25 protein-coding genes are annotated in these 25524 nt (G+C 65.0%); 7 read left to right on the top strand and 18 right to left on the bottom strand.

Annotated features, from left to right (window positions below; genetic code table 11):
• Positions 1-152 precede the first annotated feature (152 nt).
• Positions 153-560: a phage holin family protein gene (locus GUY30_RS04185; RefSeq protein WP_025778074.1), complete on the top strand. Its 408-nt coding sequence runs from the start codon at positions 153-155 to the stop codon at positions 558-560.
• 106 nt (positions 561-666) lie between these two features.
• Here the strand turns inward: GUY30_RS04185 and GUY30_RS04180 are convergent, their stop codons facing one another.
• On the bottom strand, positions 667-1668 hold the full coding sequence (locus tag GUY30_RS04180) for a TetR/AcrR family transcriptional regulator (RefSeq protein WP_167194340.1): 1002 nt from the start codon (positions 1666-1668) through the stop codon (positions 667-669).
• Between the two features lie 109 nt (positions 1669-1777).
• Between GUY30_RS04180 and GUY30_RS04175 the strand changes: the two genes are divergently transcribed.
• Together GUY30_RS04175 and GUY30_RS04170 are read left to right on the top strand one after the other, a co-directional pair.
• Complete coding sequence (locus GUY30_RS04175; RefSeq protein WP_167194338.1) at positions 1778-2737, top strand: ABC transporter ATP-binding protein; 960 nt, start codon at positions 1778-1780, stop codon at positions 2735-2737.
• A gap of 58 nt (positions 2738-2795) precedes the next feature.
• Positions 2796-3641: an ABC transporter permease gene (locus GUY30_RS04170; RefSeq protein WP_167194336.1), complete on the top strand. Its 846-nt coding sequence runs from the start codon at positions 2796-2798 to the stop codon at positions 3639-3641.
• Positions 3642-3669: 28 nt separating this feature from the next.
• Here the strand turns inward: GUY30_RS04170 and GUY30_RS04165 are convergent, their stop codons facing one another.
• A complete protein-coding gene (locus GUY30_RS04165; RefSeq protein WP_062244839.1) occupies positions 3670-4401 on the bottom strand; it encodes an NUDIX hydrolase in 732 nt (243 codons plus the stop codon).
• Complete coding sequence (nth, locus tag GUY30_RS04160) at positions 4398-5174, bottom strand: endonuclease III (RefSeq protein ID WP_167194334.1); 777 nt, start codon at positions 5172-5174, stop codon at positions 4398-4400. The genes GUY30_RS04165 and nth overlap by 4 nt, the downstream gene beginning before the upstream one ends.
• 231 nt (positions 5175-5405) lie before the next feature.
• Here nth and GUY30_RS04155 point away from each other — a divergent pair, with 231 nt between their 5' ends.
• Positions 5406-6083 carry a Crp/Fnr family transcriptional regulator gene (locus GUY30_RS04155; RefSeq protein ID WP_039211346.1) on the top strand — a complete coding sequence of 226 codons (678 nt, stop codon included), beginning with the start codon at positions 5406-5408 and terminating at the stop codon, positions 6081-6083.
• A gap of 301 nt (positions 6084-6384) precedes the next feature.
• Here the strand turns inward: GUY30_RS04155 and GUY30_RS04150 are convergent, their stop codons facing one another.
• The 15 genes from GUY30_RS04150 to GUY30_RS04080 all read right to left on the bottom strand — a co-directional run bounded on the left by GUY30_RS04150 (position 6385) and on the right by GUY30_RS04080 (position 23420).
• Positions 6385-7149: an MBL fold metallo-hydrolase gene (locus tag GUY30_RS04150; RefSeq protein WP_098730719.1), complete on the bottom strand. Its 765-nt coding sequence runs from the start codon at positions 7147-7149 to the stop codon at positions 6385-6387.
• Complete coding sequence (locus tag GUY30_RS04145; protein WP_167194331.1) at positions 7146-8120, bottom strand: NUDIX hydrolase; 975 nt, start codon at positions 8118-8120, stop codon at positions 7146-7148. The genes GUY30_RS04150 and GUY30_RS04145 overlap by 4 nt, the downstream gene beginning before the upstream one ends.
• Complete coding sequence (locus tag GUY30_RS04140) at positions 8110-8583, bottom strand: RidA family protein (protein ID WP_039211343.1); 474 nt, start codon at positions 8581-8583, stop codon at positions 8110-8112. The genes GUY30_RS04145 and GUY30_RS04140 overlap by 11 nt, the downstream gene beginning before the upstream one ends.
• Before the next feature lie 48 nt (positions 8584-8631).
• Positions 8632-8787, bottom strand: a complete 156-nt coding sequence (locus GUY30_RS04135) for a Sp36 family protein (protein WP_167194330.1) — start codon at positions 8785-8787, stop codon at positions 8632-8634.
• Positions 8788-9067: 280 nt separating this feature from the next.
• Positions 9068-11380: a transglycosylase domain-containing protein gene (locus tag GUY30_RS04130; RefSeq protein ID WP_228281668.1), complete on the bottom strand. Its 2313-nt coding sequence runs from the start codon at positions 11378-11380 to the stop codon at positions 9068-9070.
• Between the two features lie 103 nt (positions 11381-11483).
• Positions 11484-12431: a metallophosphoesterase gene (locus GUY30_RS04125; protein WP_167194326.1), complete on the bottom strand. Its 948-nt coding sequence runs from the start codon at positions 12429-12431 to the stop codon at positions 11484-11486.
• An 86-nt stretch (positions 12432-12517) separates the two neighbouring features.
• Complete coding sequence (locus GUY30_RS04120) at positions 12518-13426, bottom strand: metal ABC transporter permease (protein WP_167194324.1); 909 nt, start codon at positions 13424-13426, stop codon at positions 12518-12520.
• The gene (locus GUY30_RS04115; protein WP_167194322.1) at positions 13423-14292 is read right to left on the bottom strand and encodes a metal ABC transporter ATP-binding protein; all 870 of its coding nucleotides are present in this window, start codon (positions 14290-14292) and stop codon (positions 13423-13425) included. The genes GUY30_RS04120 and GUY30_RS04115 overlap by 4 nt, the downstream gene beginning before the upstream one ends.
• Positions 14293-14294: 2 nt before the next feature.
• Complete coding sequence (locus GUY30_RS04110) at positions 14295-15365, bottom strand: metal ABC transporter solute-binding protein, Zn/Mn family (RefSeq protein WP_167194320.1); 1071 nt, start codon at positions 15363-15365, stop codon at positions 14295-14297.
• A 185-nt stretch (positions 15366-15550) separates the two neighbouring features.
• Positions 15551-16603: an aspartate-semialdehyde dehydrogenase gene (locus GUY30_RS04105; RefSeq protein ID WP_167194316.1), complete on the bottom strand. Its 1053-nt coding sequence runs from the start codon at positions 16601-16603 to the stop codon at positions 15551-15553.
• Complete coding sequence (locus GUY30_RS04100) at positions 16600-17925, bottom strand: aspartate kinase (RefSeq protein ID WP_101555588.1); 1326 nt, start codon at positions 17923-17925, stop codon at positions 16600-16602. The genes GUY30_RS04105 and GUY30_RS04100 overlap by 4 nt, the downstream gene beginning before the upstream one ends.
• A 365-nt stretch (positions 17926-18290) precedes the next feature.
• Positions 18291-18524, bottom strand: a complete 234-nt coding sequence (locus GUY30_RS04095) for a helix-turn-helix domain-containing protein (protein ID WP_167194314.1) — start codon at positions 18522-18524, stop codon at positions 18291-18293.
• Positions 18524-19252 carry a DUF2975 domain-containing protein gene (locus tag GUY30_RS04090; protein ID WP_167194312.1) on the bottom strand — a complete coding sequence of 243 codons (729 nt, stop codon included), beginning with the start codon at positions 19250-19252 and terminating at the stop codon, positions 18524-18526. Before GUY30_RS04090 ends, GUY30_RS04095 begins: the two co-directional genes overlap by 1 nt.
• A gap of 89 nt (positions 19253-19341) precedes the next feature.
• On the bottom strand, positions 19342-19947 hold the full coding sequence (gene recR, locus GUY30_RS04085) for a recombination mediator RecR (protein ID WP_025780860.1): 606 nt from the start codon (positions 19945-19947) through the stop codon (positions 19342-19344).
• Entirely contained in the window at positions 19944-23420 is a 3477-nt protein-coding gene (locus GUY30_RS04080; protein WP_167194310.1) for a DNA polymerase III subunit gamma and tau, read from the bottom strand. Before GUY30_RS04080 ends, recR begins: the two co-directional genes overlap by 4 nt.
• A 92-nt stretch (positions 23421-23512) precedes the next feature.
• On the opposite strand from GUY30_RS04080, the gene GUY30_RS04075 reads away from it, so the two are divergent.
• Genes GUY30_RS04075 through GUY30_RS04065 form a run of 3 tightly spaced genes read left to right on the top strand, consistent with a single transcriptional unit; the run spans position 23513 to position 25505 of the window.
• The gene (locus GUY30_RS04075; RefSeq protein ID WP_167194308.1) at positions 23513-24175 is read left to right on the top strand and encodes a DUF1707 SHOCT-like domain-containing protein; all 663 of its coding nucleotides are present in this window, start codon (positions 23513-23515) and stop codon (positions 24173-24175) included.
• Positions 24172-24423, top strand: coding sequence for a hypothetical protein (locus GUY30_RS04070; protein ID WP_167194306.1), 252 nt, complete (start codon positions 24172-24174; stop codon positions 24421-24423). The genes GUY30_RS04075 and GUY30_RS04070 overlap by 4 nt, the downstream gene beginning before the upstream one ends.
• 53 nt (positions 24424-24476) lie before the next feature.
• Entirely contained in the window at positions 24477-25505 is a 1029-nt protein-coding gene (locus GUY30_RS04065) for a GNAT family N-acetyltransferase (RefSeq protein WP_167194304.1), read from the top strand.
• The last annotated feature ends 19 nt before the right edge of the window (positions 25506-25524 follow it).

Below are 25524 nucleotides of genomic sequence, written 5' to 3'. Positions count from 1 at the left end.
TGACCCGTCGGTGACAGACGACCCTGCCGCATAGCGGCCGTCGTCGGGATCCGACGGGTTTTCCCGATTCCCCGCCGATTCGCCTTTGGCCGAAGGGCGCGTTCAGACTACTCTTAAGTTAGATTGTCCTCGTTCTCGATTTAGGAGCTCTCATGGCCGAACGGTCCATCAGCGAACTGATCAAAGGCATCAGCGACGATTCCAAGGCGATCGCCGAAGAAGAGATTGCCCTTGCCAAGGCCGAAGCCACTGCCGGTGCGAAGAACCTGGGCATCGGTGCGGGACTGGCCGTCGTCGCGCTCTTCCTGCTCTTCCTGTCCTCGTTCATGGTGATCTTCGCCGGTGCGGCCGCATTCCATGAGGGTCTGGGCTGGCCGTGGTGGGGAAGCTTCCTCATCGTCTTCGGTATCCTCGCCGTCATCGCGATCATCCTCGTGCTTGTCGCCCTCCCGCTGTTCAAGAAGGGCAACCCGGTACCCGGCACCGCGATCGGCTCGGCCAAATCGCTCGTGGCCTCGGTCAAGCGTGCGGTGAAGAACCCCTCGGGACCCCGTTACTGAACCACTACTGACAGGACCCGCTCGGTCCTCGACAGCGAGACAATGAAGCGGCGCCGGACATCGTGTCCGGCGCCGCTTGTCACTTTCTCACTCGGCGCATTCGCAGTCAGCGCCGCTTCGCCACCCGCTCCTTGGCTTCACGTCGCACCTGACGTTCCCGCTTGCGCGCTTCGGCTAGCACCTTCTGCGCCTGCCTGACGGCTTTCTGGGCCTCCCGCAGCTTCTTATCGGCGATGACATCGGGGTCATCATCAGCGATCGCGGCCTTCCCATCAGCCGATTCCCCGGCAGCGTCGCCGGAGGAGTCGGCCGGGGCTGTCGCGCCCGAGCCGTCCGCCGTCCCGGATTCGGCGCCGCTCCGCCTGCGCTCGACCCCGTCGATGAAGGCCTCCACTCCGTCGAAGCCGCGTTCGAGTCCGAAGTCGAAGGGATCGGACTCCGAGGTGAAGACCCCCGCATCGATCGCCCTTCTGAGGAACGGATATCCATCCTCGGTGATGACCGCGTCGAAGAGCCGCTGCTCCCGGGACGCCACCTCGGCGGCATCCAGGCCGGTCGTTCGACTCTGTTCCTCATAGCCTGCGGCGATCATTCCCTTCCAGCGGGCGACACCGGTGACGAGCAGGGAGACGGCGATCCGCTCCTCTTCCGACAGACCGGTATCCGAGAGCGCCTCGAGGCCGGCCTCCAGCCAGGCCGAGCTGTTCGGGGTGATCGGGCTGCCGGTGATCGGAATCGACAGCAGCCAGGGCTGTCGGACATAGATCAGTGACTGAGCCTGGTAGAGCTCGCTGAGGCGAGCCCTCCAACTGAGAACTTCCCCGTCCGCCTCCGGCGGCAGACCGGTCGCCTCCTCCTGCATGAGCAGGAGCAGATCGTCCTTCGAGCTCACGTATCGATAGAGCGACATCGGCGTGTACCCGAGGCGCTTTGCGACCGCGGACATCGACACCGCCTGGATGCCGTCGCTGTCAGCGATCTCGATGGCGGCGGCGACGATCTTCTCGACGCTCATCTCCCGCTTCGGTCCTCGCTGCGGTGTCGCCGCGACTCCCCACGCCAGCGCGATTCCGCTGGGGAGCTGCTCGATCGTGTCGTCAGAACTCATGTCGCCATCTTATATTGTGTATGTCATATATTGCGTGTTAGTGTCATATACAGTTTCTGCCGTATACAGAAACCTGCTCGGTGATTCCGACCTGTGAGAGGACCCCATCATGACCACCGACGGCTCCATCAGCACCGCTTCTCATCCAACCGCTCCATTGCCGCTCCCGGCGGAGGGCACCGCCACGGATGACACCCGAACTGCCGCCATCTCGTTCACTGGCGTGGGCAAGCGCTTCGGTGCGAAGTCCGTCCTCGACGGGCTCGACTTCCATGTCCGCAGGGGCGAAGTCTTCGCCCTCCTCGGCTCCAACGGCACAGGAAAGACCACCTGCATCAATATCCTCACCACCCTCGTCCGCCCGGACACCGGATCGGTTCGGGTCATGGATGTCGATGTGCGCGAATCACCCGCCGAGGCGAAACGTCGCTTCGCAGTCACCGGTCAGTCTGCGGCCGTCGACGCCCACCTCACGGCCGAGGAGAACCTCGTCCTCCTCGGCCGCCTCTCCGGACTGAGCCGTCGCGCCGCGAAGGCGAGAAGCCGGGAGCTGGCCGAAAAGCTCAGTCTCACAGCCTTCATGTCCGCTCGGGTCGCCGCGCTCTCCGGCGGCATGCGTCGCCGCCTCGACCTGGCGCTCAGTCTGGTCGCCCCGGTCGAGGTGCTCATTCTCGATGAACCCACCACCGGTCTGGACACCCGCTCCCGGCAGGAGCTGTGGAACGAGGTCAGCGAGCTCTCCCGAGGCGGCGCGACGGTGTTCCTCACCACGCAGTACCTCGACGAAGCCGATGCCCTGGCCGATCGGATCGGGTTGCTCGACAGCGGACGCATGGCGGGCCTGGGCACACCGGCAGAGCTCAAGGCACGCATCGGCGAAGACACCGTGTCCATCCGCGGAAGCGACGGGACCCAGCTGGATGAGATTCCCACAGACGGCACCGTCGACGGCCTCGCCTCGGCGATCGAGCCGTGGGTCGGTCGATCGTCCCGGGCCTCAGTGTCCCTGCACAGTCCCAGCCTCGATGATGTCTTCCTCGCCTTCACCTCGGCCGACAAGCCTCACTGACCACCCGCACCTCTGCCCGCGCCGCCGTGCATCATCACCGTCCAGAGAGGACACCGCAATGTCACACAGTCACCCGACCACCACGTCCGCGACAGCAGCAGCACCGAACGCAGCCGACCTCCCCCGCCGGACGACCCGGACACGCCCTCGCGGATTCTCCGCCGAGGCGACCTTCATCGGCAGAAGCCTGCGTCACGCTGTTCGAGACGTCGAATCACTGCTCATGGCCGTCGCTCTGCCGGTCATGCTCATGCTCATGTTCACCTTCGTCTTCGGCGGCGCCCTCGATCCCGATGGCGGATACGTCGACTACGTCGTCCCCGGAATCATACTCACCTGCGCCGGCTTCGGTGCCGCCTCGACTTCGCTCTCGGTGGCCTCGGATATGACCTCCGGGTTCGTCGACCGGCTGCGGACGATGCCCGTGCGAGCGTCTGCTGTCATCACCGGCCACGTTGTGGCGAGCCTTGCAAGGAATCTGTTCGCGACCTCCGTCGTCCTCCTCGTCGCCGTCGCCATCGGGTTCCGACCCTCCGCAGGAGTCGGAGAGTGGCTGGCGACCATCGGACTCGTCGCTCTCTACATTCTGGCGATCACGTATCTCTTCGCGGCCATCGGCCTCGCCGCAAAATCTCCCGAATCCGCAAACGGGTACGGCTTCATCCTCCTCTTCCTCCCCTACGTCTCCAGCGCATTCGTGCCCGTCGAGACCATGCCGAGGTGGTTGGAGGTGTTCGCCGACAATCAGCCGATCACTCCGATCATCGACGCCCTGCGAGCATTGCTCATCGGCACCGATATGGGCGCCTCACTCTATCTCGCCGTCGGCTGGTGTCTGCTCATTCTCGCCGTGACAGCGGTATGGGCCGCAGTGCTGTTCAACGCGAAGGCCGGACGTCGCTGAATAGCTGCGGACGCCTCGGTGATCGAGTTCAGAAGTCGATCGCGATAGGAGCGTTCTCGTCCCATTCGCGGGCCCAGCCGAGGTGGTCGAGGGCGAAGTCGAGGATGCCGGCGGTGAAGCCCCAGACCTTGAGGACTCCGACGTCGAAGGCCGGGGTCGAGAACTTCAGATCGGGGCGCGCAAAGGTGCCGCGATTGGCGGGGGCGACGAGGTCGGCGATGGCCACCCGATAGACGGAGTAGGACTCCCGCTGATCCATCACCTGCACGCGGCCCGGCTGACGCCAGTAGCCGACCACCGGCGTCACCTCGAACTTCGAGACCGGGATGTAGAGCGGGTCCATCTCACCGAGCACTTCGACGGTCTCCGGGGAGATTCCCGCTTCCTCCTCCGCTTCACGCAGCGCCGCGGCCGCCATGGAATGGTCTTCGGGATCACGGCCGCCTCCGGGGAAGGCGACCTGACCGGGATGGTGACGCAGGGTCGCAGCCCTTTGGAGCAGCACGATGTCGACATCGGCGACACCGATTTCGGCCAGGCGTGATGCCTCTGAGCGCCCCGCCTCGGTGCGCGCTTCTCCCCCACGTCCGAAGAGCATGAGCACGGCGGCGTCACGAGCGGCATCCTTTGCCGAATCCTTCTGTCGGCGCAGCCACAGCGGGGACCCGTGCGAGGTGGCGAAGTCTTCGAGCTGACCGCGCAGGACACCATCGGCGATCGTCGCCGATTCGGGTGGAATGTCGGGGATTTCGGTGCTCACTGTCCGTCCTCGGAGGCGGCCTCCTCGGCGGGGGTGGCCAAGGGCGCCATTTCGAAACGGAGCATGGCGCGGGCCTTCTCCGGGTCGAGCTCCCCGATGCCGAACGAAGGGCACAGCGCACTCAGCGGGCAGGCGCCGCAGGCGGGCTTGCGGGAATGGCAGATGCGCCGGCCGTGAAAGATCACCCGATGCGAGAGCATGGTGAGGTCCCTCTTCGGGAACAGCGCCGCGATCTCGTGTTCGGCCTTGACCGGATCGGTCTCCTCCGTCCAACCGAAGCGGCGGGCCAGCCGGCCCATATGGGTGTCAACGGTCAGCCCCGGGGTGTCGAAGGCGTTGCCGAGGACGACGTTCGCGGTCTTGCGCCCGACTCCGGCGAGCTTGACGAGCCTGTCGAGCTTGTTCGGCACCTCGCCGTCGTACTCGTCGACGAGTTCGTTCGCGAGTTTGACGATGTTGCGGGCCTTCGCCCGGTAGAACCCGGTGGAGCGGATGTGCTCCTCGACCTCGACGAGGTTGGCCACGGCCAGGGCGTGCGCGTCGGGGAAGGCGGCGAAGAGGCTCGGGGTCACCGAATTGACGCGGATATCGGTGGTCTGGGCGGAGAGGACGGTGGCGATGAGCAGCTGGAACGGGGTCTCGAAATCGAGTTCGCATTTCGCGTTCGGGTACACCTCGGCGAGGACGCGATGGATCTTGCGGGCCCGGCGTGTCCGGCCCAGCGGGGTCTCCTTCGCGAACTTCCGCGCGCTCTTCTCTGCCACAGTCAACACGACTCACCATCCTAATCCGTGCCCTGTCATTCCGCAGTCATGCCGGTCACACCCTCGAATCATGCTCATGCGCCCGGAACTGGCCGTCTGCGGGAATGGTGTGGGCGGGAGTAGTGTCGGGCGACGCGGAAGGCGTTTTCATACTGATGGGCCACACTCCCGCGTCTTTGCTGGTATCGATGCAGATGACCAGGTAGATTTATGTGTGATTATCACGACAAGGAGGAACCAGTGGATATTGAAGTGGTGCGGGGCGCGACGCTCTTCGCAGGTCTGGACGATGAAGCCACCAGTGCATTGATGAAGTTCATGAACCCGCGGAGTCTCCGTCGGGGAACCGTGCTCTTCCATGAGGGCGATGCCGGTGACGAGCTCTACATCGTCTCCTCGGGCAAGCTCAAGATCGGCCGCGAGTCCTCCGATGGCCGCGAGAACCTGCTGTCCGTGGTCGGCCCCGGCGAGATCATCGGTGAGCTCAGCCTCTTCGATCCGGGCCCACGTTCGACCTCCGTCACCGCTGTGTCCCAGTCGGAGCTGCTCAGCCTCAAGCACGACGACCTCACCACCTGGCTCAATGAGCGCCCGCAGGCCGCAATGAACCTGCTCAAAGCTCTCGCCCAGCGTCTGCGCCGGACGAACGAGACCGTCGGCGACCTCGTCTTCTCCGACGTACCCGGCCGCGTCGCCAAGGCGCTGCTCGACCTGGCCGCCCGCTTCTCGAAACCGGCTCCCGACGGTGTGCTCGTCGCTCACGACCTCACCCAGGAAGAGCTGGCTCAGCTCGTCGGTGCTTCCCGTGAGACCGTGAACAAGGCACTGGCCGACTTCGCCGCCCGCGGCTTCATCCGCCTCGAAGCTCGCTCCGTCGTCATCCTCGACATGGACCGTATGCGCAACCGCGCCCGCTGACCCTCCTCGCGGCTTCCAAACCGCCACAGCGCACAAACGCCCCAGCCGATTCGGCTGGGGCGTTCGTTCTGGTCGGGACAGTTGTGCGTCGTGGCCAGCGCTCCCCGTCTCAGGGGCTGTCGCGTGAGGTGTGGGAAGTTTCGTGATCGCGTTCTGATCCAGTCATCGAGTTTGAACTCGATGACTGAATCAGAACGCGAGTCGTGAGTGGTGTGTCATCCAGCTGGACCGAAGATGTCGCGCACCAGGCGCCGCGGCAGGGCACTCAAGGCGCCTGGAGCTCCGGCGTCAGCGACGGGACTCAGGCATCGTCGGCGGGCAGGGCGTCGAGATAGGCCAGCTGCGCCTTGACGATCTGTTCGGCCGCCGGTCGCACGCTCGGGTCGACGTCGTGGTAGACGATGTCGCAGACCTCCGAGGCGGTGCTCGCTCCCTGTTCGAGTGCCGCTTTGACCTGTTCGATGCGTTCGAGCCGGTGTGAGCGGTAGTAGTCGATCACCTCGGCGGGAGCGTCGATCCGCTCACCGTGGGCCGGTTCGATGATCGCGAACTCGCCGGCGTCGAGCAGTTCCCGCAACCGGTCGAGGGAGTTCAGGTAGTCGCGCAGCGAGCCTTCCGGATGGGTGACGATCGTCGTCCCCTCCCCCAGGATCGTGTCGCCGCTGTAGAGGGCTCCGGCGTGGATGAGGCTGATGCTGTCGCTCGTGTGTCCGGGGGTGGCGACGACGCGCAGCACGTCGGCCGGGGTGGAGCCGAAGGCGATCTCGTCGCCGTCGGCCACCGGGTCGGTATGGCGGGCGAATCGCTCGAGCACGGCGTAGACGGGCACCTCGGGGGCCCACTGTTCGATGCTTCCGAGCATCTCGGAATGGTCGGCGTGCTGGTGAGTGAGCACGATGGCCGTCAGATCACGGTCGGCCACCTCGGCGAGGAAGGCCTGCCGGTGTTCGGCCATCTCCGGGCCGGGGTCGATGAGGACCGCAGAGGTGTCATCCTGGCTGGTGAGCACGTAGGTGTTCGTTCCGGTCAGGGTCATCGGGCCGGGATTGTTCGCACGGATTCTCATGAGTCGTCGTTCTCCTCGTCTGTCGTTTCCTCATCATCGTCACCGCTGAAGGACAGAAAACCGGGGTTCTGGTCGTTGTCGGTCTCGCCGACGGCCACGGCCCGGTCGCGCAGGCTGCCCTTGCTGTGGGGGTCCTTGCCCGTGTGGATGACGACCTTCCAATCACCGTCGTCGTCGATGATCTCCGGACGCAGCGGGTGGACGTTGCGGATCTGCGCCATGGCCGCGCCCACGGTCGGAACCTCGGTGAGGCTTTCGACGATGATGCGGGCGGCCGCGCCGATGCGGTCGGGGTCCCATCCCACCTCGGCGAGGACTTGGCCGGGACGTTTCCACCCGGCGGAGGTCTCGTTCGGTGACAGGAAGTCGACGTCCTGGCCGAAGGGCACGGTGGCGATGAAGTAGGTGGTGTCGAACCTGTGCAGCTGGGTGGGGGTGTTGATCCAGCGCAGCCACGGTTTGCACAGGTCGGGGCGCAGCCGCAGATCTCGGTCGCGCAGGACCTGCGACCAGGTCACTTCGTTCGAGAACAGCCGCGATCGGGTGGTGCGCCAGTCCGTCTGCGGTGCGGCCACGATCTCCCGGTCGACATCCTCGGCGAGCAGAATTCCAGTGGCTGCGAAGGTGATGCGGGCGGCCGCGGAGAAGTGGTGCAGGGCGCGGGATTTGTTCTCGATGCTCAGCGCACGTGCGCACCGGGCCGAATTCCATCCGGCCAGAGGCAGCTTCCGCACATCGCCCGGGCGCAGGCTGCTGGTGGGGAATGCCCACCGATTGCGGTCCTCAACGCCGCGAGCGTCGAGCTGCCGGGTGATGAAGAGCTCCAGCCCGTCCGCGGAGTCCCGGATCAGCACGATCGCCGAGGTGGGGCGCGGGGCTTCGGGGACGGGCCACCGTCCGTCGGACTGCCAGTGGTCAAGCAGCCACCGCAGTTCCGACGAAACGGGAAGAGTGCGTCCGCTAAGCGGCATCGCCTGAGACCTCGACGATGACTTCGACCTCGACGGGCGTTCCCAGTGGCAGAGTGTTGACACCGACGGCGCTGCGGGCGTGCTGCCCACGGTCTCCGAAGATCTCACCATAGAGTTCGGACACGCCGTTGATGACGGCCGGCTGCTGGGTGAAGTCATCGGCGGAGTTGACGAAGCCGGTGACCTTGACGACGCGGACGATCTTGTCGAGGTCGCCGATGACTCCGGCGATGGCGGCCAGAGCGTTGAGTCCGGCTGTGCGTGCCAGCTGGTAGCCGGTGTCGAGGTCGACATCCGTTCCCAGGTGACCTGTGGCGGGCAGCTTGCCGTCGATGACGGGCAGCTGGCCCGAGGTGTAGACGTAGTTCCCGGTGCGCAGTGCGGGGACATAGGCGCCGGCTGGTGTGGCGATCTCGGGCAGCTCGAGGCCGAGTTCGCTCAGACGCTCAAGGGTCTTCGACATGATTCTTCTTTCCGTGGGGGTGGGTGTCAGCGGTCGGGCCGGTTCAGGTCACTCTTTCGGGCGCTTGAAGTAGGCCACGAGTCCGTTGTTGTCCGGCCCCGGGACGACCTGCACGAGCTCGTATCCGTCCTCGCCCCACTGGTCGAGGATCTGCTTCGTCGCATGGACGATGAGCGGCACGGTGACGTATTCCCACTTGGTCATGATTCTCCTCGTATGTTGGTGCGCCGCCGAGGCGGTCCGGAGGTGATCCGGTGTGCTGGCCATTCCTTGTGAGCGACGACGCTGGTCCGTTCCCCACACTAGCTCAGACCGGGCAGGCCGAGCACCTGCGCTCCGAGACGGCAGTGCGACCATGGTCGAGCGGGTGCAGGCACACCGGCAGACGGTACAGCGAAGGCGGGGAGGATCTGGTCCTCCCCGCCTTCGCTGTCATGGTGTCCGCCGGGTTCTATCGGCCGGTCGCGGTCGACAGGTCAGCGGCTCAGTTGCCGCCGAGGCCGGGGGCCTCACCGCCGCCGTCGCCGCCGTTTCCACCGCCGTTGTTGCCATTGCCGCCGCCGTTTCCGCCGCCGCCTCCGTTGTTGCCGGAGTTGCCGCCGCCACCGTTGCCGTGGCTTCCGCCGCCACCACCGCCGGTGCCGCCACCACCGCCTCCGCCGCTGCGACCGCCGGTGGACGAACCGCCGCCACCGCCGGAGCCGCCACCGGAGAAGTACTTGCTGCTGGGCTTCGGGAAGCCGGTGTTGCCCTTGGTTTCCTTGACCGCTTGGCTCATGTAAGCCTGCCAGGTCTTACCGGAGATGGTCGCACCGTAGATGTGGCCCCTGACGGCACCGGCACCATTCGTGCGCCAGTCGCGAGTACCGCCTGGATCACCGGTCCAGACCGCAGTCGACAGCGTCTTGGTGAACCCGAGCAGCCACGTGTGACCGACCTCGAAGTTCGTCGTACCGGTCTTGGCGCCCGCCGGCACTCCGATCTTCAGCGAGCTCGTCGTACCGCCGTTGAACGTCTGAGTCAGAGCGTAGGCGACGCCCTTAGCAACTTCCTTGTCGAGCACTTTCTTGCAGCCTTCGCCAGGCAGGTCGAGCTTCTCGCCATCGCGGTCCTTGATCTCAATGATCGGCTTCGGTCCACAGAATTCTCCTTCGTTCGCGAAGGTGGCGAACGCCGCGGCCATGGCGATCGGCGTGGTCTCCGTCGTACCGAGAATCGACGACGGTGACAGGGCTTGGATGAAGCCGGATTTGTTTTCGTGGTCCAACGTCTCACCACTGCCGTAGCGGATGCCCAGATCCATAGCGGTGTCCATGATGTCGCACATGTTCAACTGGTTGCCCATAGCCGCATAACCCGTGTTGACAGACTTCTTCGTCGCCTCGAGTGCGGTCATCGAGCCCCTGCCTTCACCGTCTCCGGCGTTGTTCGGGTCCCAATCTCCGGCCATGTTCGGGCAGCCGTCGTACTTCCACGAACTGGCCGGGAAGTTGCGTTTCGTGGCATTGACAGTGGTGTTGAGGCTCTTGCCTTCCTTCAGCCAGGCCGTGAGCACGAAGGGCTTCCACGTCGAACCGACCTGGAAACCACCGCCGCCGTTGTGCTTCTTGTCGACGGTGTAGTTGATCGAGGTCTTCTTGTTCTTGTCCTTCTTCTTGACTTCTCCCGCAGTGTACTCACGGTTCTCGGCCATTGCGATGACTTCACCGGTTCCCGGTTCGATCGTCACCAGGGCATGTCCGGCGCCGGAGGGGTCACCGACGGGAACACGCTTCTTGATCTCTTTGTCCGCGATCTTCTGGATATCGGGATTGAGGCTGGTCTTGATCGTCAGACCGCCACGCTGGAGGAAGGCCAGGCGTTCGTCGGCGGTGTCGCCGAAGGTTTCGTCATTCATGATGACATTCTGGACGTAGTTGCAGAAGAATTCGGCCTTGCTCTTGGCCGCCGAACAGCCGTTCGGGGTCTCATGCAGATCGAGGTCGAGGTCGGTCTTGACCGCCTTGTCGTATTCCTTCTGCGTGATGTGGTCGTACTTGAGCATCTGCCCGAGCACGGTGTTGCGGCGCTTGAGCACCTGGTCGGGGAACCGCTGCGGGTTGAACGCCGAAGGGTTCTGCACGATTCCGGCGAGCATCGCCGACTGTTGGATGTTGAGATCCTTGGCGTGGATGCCCCAGTACCGGTAGGCGGCCGCTTCGACGCCGTAGACGTTCGGGGAGCCCGAGTAGTTGTTGATGTTCATGTAGCGGTTGAGAATTTCCTTCTTGTCGTACTTCTTCTCAACCGCGACAGCGAGTTTGGCCTCGCGCAGTTTACGCGCATAGCCTGCGGTGCCTTCGGATTCCTTCGCCGCTTCCACACCTTCGGCGTTATCCTCGGCGTGCGCGTTCTCTGCCAGCACGTTCTTCACGTACTGCTGGGTCAGCGTCGATCCGCCCTGAGTCGTCGAGGACACCATATTGTGCACCGCGGCACGAGCGATGCCTTCGATGTCGACGCCGCCGTGTTCGAAGTACCTGTAGTCTTCGACGGCGATCGTCGCGTTCTGCATATCCTTCGAGATCTTATCCAGCGGCACTTCCTGGCGGTTCTGCCAGTAGAACTCCGCGAGCTCTGAACCGTCGGCGGCAAGCATCGTCGACTTCTCGCCGAGGTCCTTGATCTCCAAGGTCGCGGGAAGTGAATCGAAGATCTCGACAGCGCTGTTCGCGCTGGCTGTTGCGACACCGACTCCGGGGATGGCCAGGCCGGCGGCGACGATTCCAGCCACCGCGCTGACGGCCACGAACTGCATGAACGCGCCCATTTTTGTGGGTGGGGCGTTTGACTCAGGAGACACCATGGTAGCCAGTTTAACGAATTCGCCTTGTGCAAATCTTCAGAAACCGCTGAACGAGCTAGGCCTGTGCAACGAGTTCCAGGACGCTGACTTCCGGTCGGCAGGCAAAACGCACTGGTGAGTACGGTGAGAAGCCGAGTCCCGCGGAGATGGCGACGAGACTCTGCCGGTACGGGAAAACTCCGCGGGCGCGTGTCCGATCGAGATCGCAGTTCGTCACCGGCGCACCCCAGAAGGGCACACGGATCTGTCCGCCGTGCGTGTGTCCGGCCATGATGAGATCCGCCCCCGCCGAGGCGAACGCCTCCAAGGTCCGCGAATACGGGGCATGCGTGACGCCGATCTTCAGCCCGGCCTCGAGCTCGAACCGCGGATGTTCGAGGTTCCCCTCGCCCGGTTCTCCTCCACTCCAGCGGATCCGGTCACGGTCGATGTGGGCGTCGCCGAGCCCGGAGAAGTGGATGCGGGTGCCCTTGATCGTCAGGGCCGCCTCGGTGTTGTCGAGGAAATGCCATCCCTGACTTCCGGCAGCCGAGCCCGAAGCGGCCGTCGGTTCCTCGAACCCGCGGACGAGGGCCTTGACGTCGAGGTCGGGGTTCACCCGGTGTTTGACCTGGGACGGTGAGCGCAGATACTTCGCAGGATTCTTCGCCTGCGGGGAGAAGAAGTCGTTCGACCCCAGGACGAAGACGCCGGGGGTCTCGAGCAGACCGGAGAAGACGTCGAGGACGCTCGGCACGATATCGGCCGAGAGGTTGTCGCCGGTGTTGACGACGACGTCCGGTTCGAGGCGGGTGAGCGCTTTGACCCAGGCGGCACGGTGCTTCTGCCAGGGTGCCAGGTGCAGGTCGGCGACGTGGAGGATCCGGATGGTCTCGGCTCCGGCCGGAAGGATCGGCAGGGTGCGGCGGCGGATGGCGAAGAGGTGCGGTTCGATGACCGCACCCCAGATTCCGGCGGCCGCGGGGGCGGCAAGAGCACCGGCGAGGAGAGCGCGCTTCTTCATTCCCCCAACTCTATCCGCTCTCTAGTGCTACCTGACGGCGGCCCAGCAACCTCGCGCCAGGTTGCTGGGCCGCCGTCAGGTAGCAATTAGGGGGTGGGGATGGGGGTGTTGTGCTCTGCTGCGGCGCGGTGGGCGCGGCGACGGTGCAGGGATTTCATCCGGCGACGGCCGACGAGGCGGCAGATGATGTAGATGAGGAACGAGATCGTCGTGACGAACGGGCTGATCGGCACCACCGGCGAACCCAGAGCGATGAGGATGCCGCCGACCGAAGCGGTGACGGCGAAGATCACGCTGAGCACCGGCACCCACACCGGCGAGGCCGAGAGCTGAGTCGCCGCGGCGGCAGGGGTGATGAGCAGCGCGAGGACGAGGAGGACCCCGACGACCTGCACGCTCAGCGCCACGGCGAGTCCGAGGGTGAGCATGAAGATGATGGTGAGCGCACTGACCGGCACACCCTTGGCCCGGGCCACCTCGGGGTCGAGGCTGGAGAACATGAGCGGACGCCACACGATCGCCAACACCACGAGCACCGCGAGGGCACAGATGATGAGGGTAAGGATCTGACCGGGAGTGATCGCGACGATCTGGCCGGTGAGCAGCCCGAACTTGCTGGCCGCTCGCCCGTCGTAGAGGGCGAGGAAGAGGATTGCCAAGCCCAGTCCGAAGGGCATGAGAACACCGATGATCGCGTTCTTCTCCGAATCCTTGGCCCCGCCGATGCCGATGATGAGAGCGGCGACGATGGACCCGACGATCGAGCCGGTCACGACGTCGAAGCCGATGAGCAGGGCGAAGGCGGCTCCGGCGAAGGAGAGTTCGGAGACTCCGTGGACGGCGAAGGGAATGTCGCGGGCCATGACGAAGACGCTGATGAGACCCCCGACGACGCCCAGGAGCGCCGCGGCGATGAGCGAATTGGCCAGCAGCGCGACCAGTTCGCCGTAGTCCTCGAAGGTGAAGAGGTTGGCAAAGATCTCGGGCACGCTCATCGGCTCACCACCGTCCCGTCGAGGTCGAAGGAGTCATCGGGCAGGTTGTGGTGATCGACGCACTCCTCCTCCCCGCCGACGACGACGAGGCGACCGCCGACGCGGACCACTTCGACCGGGGAGCCGTAGAGGCGGGACAGCGATTCGGAGGTCATCACCTCGGCGGGGGTGCCGATGAGGAAGTGACCGCCGACAATATAGAGGACCCGGTCGACATACGGCAGGATCGGGTTGATCTCGTGAGTGACGAAGACGACGGCGGCATCGCGCTTGACCCGCTGCTCGTGCAGCAGCGCAGCCACCACCTGCTGATGGTGCAGGTCCAGAGACAGCAGCGGCTCGTCGCAGAGCAGCACAGTGGGATCGTTGGCCAAGGACTGAGCCACACGCAGCCTCTGCAGCTCACCGCCGGAGACCGTGCCGGCGGGGGCATCGGCATAGTCGGTGGCGCCGACGGAGGCCAAGAGGTCTTCGACCTTCTTCTTCCGCCCTCGGGACAGCAGACCCATCCCCCAGCGGTGCCCGTCGATGCCCATACGCACCAGATCGCGGCCGCGCATCGGCGTGTGCGGGTCGATTCCGCGCTGCTGCGGAATGTAGCCGATGTCGGGGTTGCCCTTATGCACCTGCCGACCGCCGACTTCAGCGGTGCCGGCCGACAGCGAGTTCTGTCCCAGCAGAACCTTGAGCAGCGAGGTCTTGCCGGTGCCGTTGGGGCCGAGCACGGCGAGGAACTCCCCCGGCGCGACGTCGAGGTCGAGATCGTGCCAGAGCACGCGCGGGCCGAACCGCAGTTCGGCATCGCGCAGTCGAATCACCGGCTCCCGTACTGCTGCCGGTGCGGAAGCGTCGGATTCCTTGGCCATAGTCAGTGCTTGTGTCCTTTGAGTGCGGTTGAGATATCAGTGATGTAGCCGCCCATCCAGTCGGCGTAGTGCGTTCCCGAAGGCATGGTCTCGGCGAGGTCGACGACCGGGACGTCGGAGTCCTCCGCGGTGGACTTCAGGGCCTCTGCCTGCGAACCTGCCGCTTGAGTATTGTATCCAAGCAGCACGGCATCGCCATCGGAGATCTGCTTCTCCGCGGCCTTGAGCACCAGCGGCGGCACATCATTGCCCTCTTCGACGGCGGCGAGGAACTCCATCGACGTGACGTTCTCCAGCCCCATATCGTCGAACAGCCACAGCGGAATCGGCTCGGTCGCGGCGACCTTCTCTCCGCCATGCTCCTTCTTCACCGCATCGATATCGTCCTGCAGCGCGGACAGCTGTGCCTTGTAGTCCTTCGCGTTCGATTCGAACTCACCCTGATGTTCGGGCAAGGCCTCGCCGAGGTGGGTCGCCGCCTCGTCGACGAGCTTCGTCATCGTCGGGACCGAATACCACAGGTGTTCGTTGAATGATCCGTGATCGTGGCCTTCGTGACCCTCTTCCTCGTGGCCCTCATCCGCGTGCTCATGATCATGGCCTTCCTCGTCTTCGAGAGTGTGCCCGCCGCCGTGAGCTTCCTCGTCGTCATGGCCGTCACCGTGATCATGGTCGTGGGGTTCGTTGCCGAGGCCTTCGGATCCGGGCAGACCGGAGATCGAGACGGTATCGATGATGTCGACTTCGGCACCGGAGGCGTCGAGCATCCCGGTCATGAATGCGTCGTAGCCTCCGCCGTTCTGAACCACGAGGTCGGCCTTCGACAGTTTGAGGCGATCCTGAGTGGTCGCCTCATAGGAGTGCGGATCCTGGTTCGGGTCGTCGATGATCGGGCTGACATCGGCGAAGTCGCCGGCTACCTCGGAGACGATATCGGCGTAGACGTTGGTCGAGGTCACGACGCGCAGTGCCCCCGTGTCGGCTTCGGAGGCCTGTCCACCACAGCCGCTGAGGACCAACGTCGCCGAGGAGGCGATGGCAGCGGAGGTGAGAAGTATGCGCGACGAGGTCATGAGGAGCCTTTCCAAGGCGTCGAGGTTCAAGCAACATCGTCGACGATACTCAGATCAGAGGCTCGCCACTAATATAAATATTTATATATAGCAACGCTTTTATATGTCCCGACATGTATTGCCGGAGAAGACGAACCGCCCGGAAGCCTGTGCTTCCGGGCGGTTGGTCATCGAGCTGTCGTTGCTCAGGCGGCCTTCGCTTCGAGCTTGGCAGCCAGCAGTGCGGCGATCTGCACGGTGTTCAGTGCCGCACCCTTGCGCAGGTTGTCGTTGGAGACGAAGAGGACGAGCCCCTTGCCTTCCGGCGCCGACTGGTCGGCACGAATGCGACCGACGAAGCTGTCGTTCTGACCTGCGGCCTTGAGCGGAGTCGGAACTTCGTCGAGGGAGACTCCGGGCGCCTGCGACAGGATCTCGGTGGCCTGCTCGGGGCTGATGTCGGAGTCGAATTCGGCGTGGATGCTCAGGCTGTGTCCGGTGAAGACGGGCACGCGCACACAGGTGCCGGCGACCAGGAGGTCGGGCAGGCCGAGGATCTTCCGGCTCTCGTTGCGCAGCTTCTTCTCTTCATCGGATTCGTTCTGCCCGTCGTCGACGACCGCTCCGGCCATCGGCAGGACGTTGAACGCAATCGGTTCGACGTAGTTGTTCGGCTCCGGCAGGCTCACTGCGTTTCCGTCGGTGGTGAGCTTGCGAGCGTCGGGCAGCCCGGCCTCGAGCTGACCGGCGAGTTCCTCGACTCCGGCCAGACCCGAACCGGACACGGCCTGGTAGGTGGCTACGATGAGGCGGCTGAGCCCGGCCTTGTCATGGAGGGCCTTGAGCACAGGCATGGCGGCCATGGTCGTGCAGTTCGGGTTCGCGATGATGCCCTTGGGCGGCTCGTCGAGTGCGTCGGGGTTGACCTCGCTGACGACGAGCGGAACCTCAGGGTCCGAACGCCACGCCGAGGAGTTGTCGACGACGATGGCACCGGCGGCCGCGAAACGTTCGGCCTGCGCCTTCGACGTTGCTCCACCGGCGGAGAACAGAGCGATATCGAGTCCGCTCGGGTCCGCCTCGGCGGCGTCTTCGATGGTGATGGGCTGGCCCTTGAAGTCGATCGTCTTCCCGGCCGAACGGGCCGAGGCGAAGAGCCTCAGGGATCCGATCTCGAATCCGGGATCCTCGGCCAGGAGGTCGAGCATGACTCCGCCGACCTGGCCGGTTGCACCGACTACTCCGATATTGACGCTCATCGTCCGGTACCTCCGTACACCACTGCTTCGTTGTCTTCGCTGTCGAGTCCGTACGCGGCATGGGCGGCACGGACTGCGTCGTCGAGCAGGTCTGCTCGGGTGACGACGCTGATGCGGATCTCCGAGGTGGAGATCATGTCGATGTTGACCTGGGCTTCGCTGAGCGCCTCGAAGAGAGTCGCGGTCACGCCCGGGTGGGAGCGCATTCCGGCGCCCACGACGGAGAGCTTGCCGATCTGGTCGTCGTAGCGGACCTGGTCGAAGCCGATCTCGGCCTTGACTGCGTCGAGGGCCTCGAGCGCCTTGGCGCCGTCGTCCATGGGCAGGGTGAAGGAGATGTCCGTCTTTCCCGGCTCACGGGTCGAGATGTTCTGGACGATCATGTCGATGTTGGCCTCCTGCTTGGCCAGAGTCTTGAAGATCTCTGCTGCCTTGCCGGGGACATCGGGAACGCCGACGATCGTGACCTTGGCTTCCGAGCGGTCATGAGCGACGCCGGAGATGATTGCCTGTTCCATGGTGGGCTCCGTTTCTGGTTCCGCTGCCGGGGTCGATGATCCCCGGCCCTGGCGGAAGGCTTCGGGGATGGGTGAATCGGTCACCCAGGTTCCTTGGTTGCGAGAGAATGAGGACCGCACGTGCACCGGCACGTTGTAACGGCGGGCGTATTCGACACAGCGGAGCATGAGGACCTTGGCGCCCGAGGCGGCCATCTCCATCATCTCTTCGTAGCCGATCTCGTCGATCTTGCGAGCCGTGGGCACGATGCGCGGGTCGGCGGTGAAGACGCCGTCGACGTCGGTGTAGATCTCGCACACATCGGCATCGAGCGACGCGGCCAGTGCCACAGCCGTGGTGTCGGAGCCGCCGCGGCCGAGAGTGGTGATGTTCTTCGCGGTCTGGCTGACACCCTGGAATCCCGCGACGATGGCGACGTATCCCTCGTCGAGGGAGGACCGGATGCGACCGGGAGTGACGTCGATGATTCGGGCCTTGCCGAACTGCTCATCGGTGATGACTCCGGCCTGGGAGCCGGTGAAGGACTGGGCTTCGAAGCCGAGGTTGGCGATCGCCATGGCCAGGACCGCCATCGATATGCGCTCACCGGCGGTCAGCAGCATGTCGAGTTCGCGGGCGGGGGGCATGGGGGAAACCTGTTGGGCCAAGTCGATGAGATCATCGGTACTGTCACCCATGGCCGACACCACGACAACTACTTCGTGACCGGCTTGACGGTACTCGACAATTCGTTTGGCCACTCGCTTGACCGATTCCGCATCGGCTACCGAGGACCCACCGAACTTCTGGACGACTATGCTCACTGCAGTATCTTCCTTATCGCTGATAAGTTCCGTGCCAGGCGATCGATTCCATGGTTCCAAACATGGAGGTCTCGTGCTGCATCGATCAGGATTTCAGCCGTGTCGGGCTCCCGGCACCTGAACCATTGTATGAGGTAGGTCATTTCGGTTCACCTTCGCCCGTCATTCAGACACCGCCTGACCGGGCCGGATGTCACCTGACGGCAACCCGCTCGATCAGCGCGCACATGGGCGAGCCCGGGTCGACCACGTACCGTTCAGCGCCTGTTCAGAAATCGTTATACTCCGGGGTCGTGAACCCCAGACAGCAGCCCCTCGCCGAGGCGGCCCGCCGGCTTCGCGCCGACGGGCGCTGCCCTTGACGGTCAGTCCGACCGTCGCTCCATGGTGAAGAGGTCACCGGGCTGACAGTCGAGGACCTCGCACAGAGCAATGAGAGTGGAGTAGCGCACTGCCTTCGCCCTGTTGTTCTTAAGCACTGAGAGGTTTGCGAGCGAGACCCCGACGCGTTTGGACAATTCGGTCAGGCTCATGTCTCGCCGAGTCAGCAGACTGTCGAGGTGGCAGATAACCCGGGAGGAGTCGAATTCCTCGACCATCATACGAGCCCTTCGAGCTCTTCTTGAGCTTCGCGCCCTGATCTGAAGCACCGCCGCAGCAGTTCAGCGCCGCCGACGACCCCGAGAACGAAGAATGCCTGGACGACGGTGACGCCTGGCCCAACTCCGTCGGCGATGCCGATATCGGCGGAGATCCAATTGCTGCCGAGGCCCATGGTGACGAAGTAGACGATCCATCCGATCGCCACGACCCACTCAAACGCAACGAATGCGCGGGCAGCCCGCGGAGTGAACGGCGTCCCCGCCGCTATGTCGCGTATGACAGGCACAAGGGAGACAGCGGCCGCCAGCACTGTGAGGATGACTGCGATTTCGGCGATTGTCACGAGCACAACCGCTCCGGCCGAGGCGTCCGCAGTCGGAACAACGATCTCGGTGACTCCGGTCAGCGATGCTGTTCCGCTCCCGGCCTCAATCGAAGAAGCCTCATCGTCGGAGAAGTTCACCATCACTGCCACTTCGGAGTGAGCTATTCGGGCAACGAGGTCAGTGATGGCGTAGATGACATAGAACCCGACTGCCAAACCGATCCAGAGTTCGTAACCTGTGCCGAACGCCTTGCGCTTCTGAGGTTCGTCGTCCGGCTTCTGTTCCTCTGTTGGTGACATGACAACGCCTTCCCGCCTCGGCGAGAAGCAGGCGAGCTTTCCGCTGACCTTCGCCGCATCCAATGACTTATCGTTTATCGATATATCGATAAACAACATGGTTCACGATTATCGATATGCTGTCAACAGCTCGGCGGACTTCGATTGGAATCGGAAGGGGCCGAAATCCCAGGCCCTCGCCGAGGCGGTCAGTCGATTTCGCGGCGCCCGGAGAATGCTCGGCCGAGGGTGACCTCGTCAGCGTATTCGAGGTCGCCGCCGACGGGCAGTCCCGAGGCGAGGCGGGTCACGGTCACGCCGAGCGATCCGAGGAGGCGGACGAGGTAGGTGGCGGTGGCTTCGCCTTCGAGGTTCGGGTCGGTGGCTATGACGGTCTCCTTGACCTCACCGTCCTGGAGGCGAGTCATGAGTTCCTTGATCCGCAGGTTGTCGGGTCCGACCCCGGCCATCGGGTCGATGGCTCCGCCGAGGACGTGGTAGAGACCCCGGTATTCCCTCGTCCGTTCGATCGCGACGACGTCCTTGGGCTCTTCGACCACGCAGATCATCGACCGGTCGCGGCGCGGATCCTGGCACACTGTGCACTCGGCTTCCTCGGAGACGTTTCCGCAGATCTCGCAGAACCGCACTCGCTTCTTCACGTCGGTGAGTGCCTGCGCCAGCGCATTGACGTCCTGCGAGTCCGTCTGCAGGATGTGGAACGCCAGACGCTGGGCCGACTTCGGCCCGATGCCCGGGAGCTTGCCGAACTCTTCGACCAAGTCCTGGAGGGCACCTTCGTATACAGCGCTCATACTTCTCTTTCGTCAATGATTTCGCCGCCGAGGACCCGTGCGATCACGTCGACGCCCATCTGCGGCGCTTCGGAGACGTCGAGGTCCGTTTCCGGATCATACTCGTCCTCGACCGATCCCGACCGCTGTGGGTTGGCGTTCGATCCCGGCGCCGAGGCGGCTCCCGGACCAGATCCGCCCGCAGGGTTGGCCCGTGGCGCGGATCCGTATCCGGATCCGACAGGCGGAGTGGTGGTGACACCGTGCTTCTCGGCCAGTGCGGCGAAGCGCGATTTGAACGGCTTCTCTCCCCCGTGGGTCGAGGCCGGTGGCGGAGACTGCACGGCTGGTGCCGGCTGTTCGAAGGCTCCTCCCCCGAAGTCGCTGGGGCTCTCTGCGAGGTCGGGGTAGTCGAGATCGTCGTCGGGCGGTGGCACGACGACAGCTCCGACGTCGACCGCACCGCTGCCTGCGCTCGTCTCGTCGACGTCGGCCGAGGCGGTGCCCGTCGATGCAGAGTCGACCGGTGAGGGGTCGATCGGTGAGGGACCGTCGTTCCAGTTCGGCTCTTCCCACCGCGGTTCGACGTACTCCATCGGCGAATCGTCGGCGAAGCCGGACGACCCCGCAGACGCTGTTCCCGCATGGTGGTCGGGACCAGATCGAGCGTAGTCGCCGGCTGGTCCGGAGCCAACTGATCCGTCGCCAGCCGGTTCGGATGCGGTGTCGGCCGGCGGGCCGAAGAAGTCATCGTCGGAGAGATCGGGAACGACGACGTCCGGGGCGACCGAGGAAGCGGGCGCATTCTCAGCAACTCGGGCGCTCTCGGCCACAGGCTCAGTTTCGGTTTCGGGAGCCGACTCGGCTGCAGGGCCTGCGTCATCGTGCGGTGAACTCGCGCTCACGCCATCAGTGCCGGACTGCTCAGCATCGGCAGATGGTTCGTCGGCCAGTTCGGCAGTGCCGAAGGAGTTATCAGGTGTCGTGGGTTCAGTCGGTGGACCCGGCTGTTCTCCCTCCTCGTCGTCGGAGGACCAGGGACCCTGTGTCGGTCCGCTGGGCTCCCAGAACTTCTCGTGGTCGACCTGCGGCTTGTCGACTTCACGGGTTCCGACGACCGCGGCGACTTCCTGCGGGCTGGGGCGGCGCTGGCTCGGTGCCGGTCCGTGATTGCCGCCGGAGTCGTTCATGGGCGGAGCCGAGGATCCTTTGCCCTGGCTGCCGCCGCTGGCGCTTCCTCCGCCGATCCGACCGACATCGCCGACGTCGATACGAGCCTGAATACCGAGGACGTCGTTGATCGCCGCAGCGAGTTTGGCCGCATGGTCGCGCTGCTGGAATCCCTGCACGGAACCGGCATTGTTGAAGCCGAGGTAGACGACCCCGTCGGAGAATGACTGCGGAATCGCATTGGCCGCGATGATCGCGCGAGTCAGACGGCTGCGCTCCTCCACCGAGGCGAGAATGCTCGGCCAGGCCCGGCGGATGGCTTCGATCTCCCCGCCGATGTCACCGGATCCCGCCACCGAGGTGGCTTCCGGTGCCGCGGCCTGCTCCGACTGCGAGTCATCCCCTAGTCCCGTCGGTGCCGCAGGTGCAGGCGCCGGAGCGGACTGGCTCTGAGACTGCTCGGTCGCCGGACGCTGAGGCTGATTCGCCGGCGCAGAGTCCGGCGCAGGCACCGGCGCGGAGCCGGAGGATGGGGCACTGGCAGGATCCTGACGCTGCTCGTTGTTCCGCTCAGGCTGCGGCTCGGTGTTCGGCGCACGCCCCGCCGAGGACGGGGACTCGGACGGCGAATCTGGCGACGGCTGCTGACCCTGCGTCGACGAGCGCTCAGCTACGGCCGGAACGTCTTCGGCAGACTGTGGTCCGTTGTCCGCCGGTGCAGGCTGAACCTGCGGCTCTTGCGGCGACGGCGGCTCCTGCTGAACTCGCTGAGCCTGTTGATCGAATCGGGTCGACTGTTCCTGCCGGTCCGGCTGTCCCTGTCGTTCCTGCCGGCTCTGCCGCTCCGACTGACCCGACTGAGCCGGAGGTTCGTTGAGCATCGACTCGGCGGCCGCGGCCATGGCCGCGATGTCGTCGAAGTCGTCGTGCGCGGCGCTCTGAGACTGTCCGGCTGGCACGTTCGCACCAGGTGCTCCGGCACCACGACCTGTCCCACCGGCAGTAGACCCACCGGAAGTCGGCCGACCGGTCGCCTGTCCCTGATCGGCAGCAGGCACCTGCCCCTGACCGGTCCCACCGGCCACTGCCCCCTGCGCCTGCACAGCCTCCTGCCCCGGGGCCTGCGCCGGCGCTGGCACGTTCGCGGCCACACCGGTGGCCGACATGCCGATACGGCGTTCCATCCGTTCGACGCGGCTGAGCACGGCATCCCGGCTGCGACCGGAGCCGGGCAGCAGAATGCGAGCACAGATGAGCTCGAGCTGCAGCCTCGGCGAGGTAGCACCCGACATCTCCGTCAGGCCCACATTCAGCAGGTCCGCGGCACGGGAGAGCTCGCCCTGTCCGAAGCCGTTGGCCTGCAGAGTCAGTCTCTCCAGACGGTCCGGCGGCACTTCGGGCAGGAAGGCATGGGCCGCCTCGGGTGCGGCATTGATGACGATGAGATCCCGGAAGCGCTCCAGCAGATCTTCGACGAAGCGCCTCGGATCCTGACCGGATTCGATGACCCGCTCCACCGCGCGGTACACCCCGGCACCATCACCGGCGGAGAACGCATCGACGATGTCGGAAAGCAGCGAATCCGGAGTGTATCCGAGCAGCGCAATGGCCCGCCCGTAGTCGACCCCATCGGGTCCGGAACCGGCGATGAGCTGGTCGAGGACCGACAGCGTGTCACGCACCGAGCCCCCACCGGCCCGGACGACCAGCGGCAGCACACCCTTGGCCACCTGCACGCCTTCACGCGTGCACAGCTCGTCGAGATAGTTGCCCAGGGCCTCCGGCGGCACCAGGCGGAACGGGTAGTGGTGGGTCCGCGACCGGATCGTGCCGATGACCTTCTCGGGCTCGGTCGTGGCGAAGACGAATTTGATGTGCGGCGGCGGCTCTTCGACGATCTTGAGCAGAGCGTTGAAGCCCTGCGAGGTGACCATGTGCGCCTCATCGAGGATGAACACCTTGTACCGATCGCGCGCGGGCGCATAGACGGCGCGCTCACGCAGGTCACGGGCGTCGTCGACGCCGTTGTGGCTGGCCGCGTCGATCTCGACGACATCGAGCGAACCGGGTCCGCCGTTGGCCAGATCCCGACAGCTCGGGCACTCCCCGCACGGCACCGGAGTCGGCCCCTGCTCACAGTTGAGGCACCGAGCCAGGATCCGCGCCGAGGTGGTCTTTCCACACCCGCGCGGGCCCGAGAACAGGTAGGCATGGTTGATGCGGCCACGTTCGATGGCGGCCTTCAGCGGATCGGTCACATGCTCTTGACCGATGACCTCGTCGAAGGTCTCTGGGCGGTATCTTCTGTACAGTGCGGTGGACACGTCCCCTAGCCTAATGCCAACGACTGACACGAGACACGGCCCCCGGAGTCCCGCCGTTGTCGCTGACTTCCCGATCAGGCACGATAGAGATCATGAGCTCAGCCACCCCCTCCCCCGACGAGAACGACCCCGCGAAGACCTTCCGCATCGGCCACAAGGAACGCGATGAGGCGATCGAGCTGCTCCGCGAGGCCGCCGGCGACGGTCGGATCACCGTCGATGAGCTCGACGAGCGGATGGAGACGGTCCAGTCCGCGAAGTTCCCCATCGACCTCGACGAGGTCCTCTCCGACCTCACCACCGAACTGCCCTCCGATCGTTTCCGCCCCGCCTCGGCGATTGCGCCCACTACCGGCCGTGCGATGGCGGTCCAGGGCCATGATCGATTCGATCCGCTCGTCATCAAGGCCGGCTGGGAATCCGAGGTCCGCCGCGCCAGGTGGTCGGTCCCGCCCTATATTCGCTGCGAACCCTCGATGTCGAACATCGAACTGAACTTCCTCGAGGTCGAGACCGATCTCGAAGTCATCGAAGTCGAGATCGTCGCCGGAATGGGCGCGGTCGTCATCGTCATCCCGGATGACTGGGCCGTCAACGTCGATCAGCTGTCGAAGACCTGGGGCAGCGTGAAATCCGTGGTCGATGCGGTGCCGACCGGCCGCCGCCCCCTCGTGCGCGTGGGCGGATCGATCGGCATGGGGTCGTTCAAGGCCCGGTTCGCGAACTACTTCGACCGCCGTCGAATGGCGATATGATGCAGCCCGGACTCGGCGCAGTCATCTTCCTCACTCTGTGCATCATCGTCGTCTTCAGCATCGGCGCCTTCCTCGTGTACCGGGTGATGAACACTCCCGGTTCGCATATCGGCTCCCGCCTGCCCAAACACGATCCCCACGCCGAGGCGGACTCCACCGATCCGCCCGACCGCGGACCCGCGGAGGGCCGGGTCGGACCCGATAGTCCCAGCGGCACCGACGACCCCGACGGACCCCGTCAGTCCTGAAACCGGGCACCGGCGTCCTTGAAAACCGGCACCTGCCGTGATCGACTCTCACTATGCCTGAGATCCAGATCACTCGCATCGCCGCCGACGACGAGTCTGCGCTGCTGACGTGGAACGACGTCATGCGCACCGCCTACACGCACGACCGCACCGCCGCCTGGTGGCGCAGCGCCGAGACGACGCTCACCCAATTCGCCCACCCTCGCCCGGGCGGACAGGACATCGCCCTGGTGGGCCGCCTCGGCGAGGAGATCATCGGCGGCGTCGAGATCAGCATCTCCCCCGAAACCCCGACCGATATCGAGCTCGGGGTTCTCACCGATCACCGTCGACGGGGTTTCGGCACGGCCCTCGCCGAGGCGGCCGCACAGTTCCTCGTTGACTGTGACGAATCCTTGGCGATCGTGCAGACCGAAACCTACTGCCCGGCCGGGGTCGCCTTCGCGCAGGCGCACGGGATGAGCGTCGGCAACGAAGAGCACCGGCTGCTGCTCGACCTGCCCGCCTACCTGGAGGCAGACGCGAATCGGTACAAGGATTCGGGAGCCTCGACGGTTGTGCCCGTGATCAGGGAGGACCCGGACTTCTCCGTCACCTCGTGGATCGGTGCCTGCCCCGAGGAGGTGCTGGAGTCCTGGACTCAGCTGCGGGCGCAGATGGATGAGGACGTGCCCGTCGGCGATCTCACCCGCACCGCTGCTCATGCCAGCACCGCGGCGATCCGCAGCCATGAGGAGCGGATGGAGGAGCAGGGGTGGACCCTGGTGAGCTCGATGGCGCACGTGGGCGACCTCGCCGTCGGATATACGGAGATCATGGTCTCCTCGCACGATCCGCAGATCGTCATCCAGGAGGACACGCTCGTCGACCGTGCCTTTCGAGGGCGTGGGATCGGTCGGGCACTCAAGGTCGCGAACCTGCGTCAGCTGCCCGCGGTCGCCGCGACCGTCTCGGCGCAATGGGTGCAGACGTACACGGCGACGGACAACGAACCGATGCTCGCACTCAACCGCGACCTCGGGTTCGTCATCGCCGACACGATGACAGCTCTCGAGAAGAAGGACGATCACCCCCGCATGTGACGTCTCGGTCGACTAGAGT

The organism is Brevibacterium pigmentatum (genome assembly GCF_011617465.1).
Classification (GTDB): Bacteria; Actinomycetota; Actinomycetes; order Actinomycetales; family Brevibacteriaceae; genus Brevibacterium; species Brevibacterium pigmentatum.
This window is presented reverse-complemented; position numbering and strand designations above follow the sequence as displayed.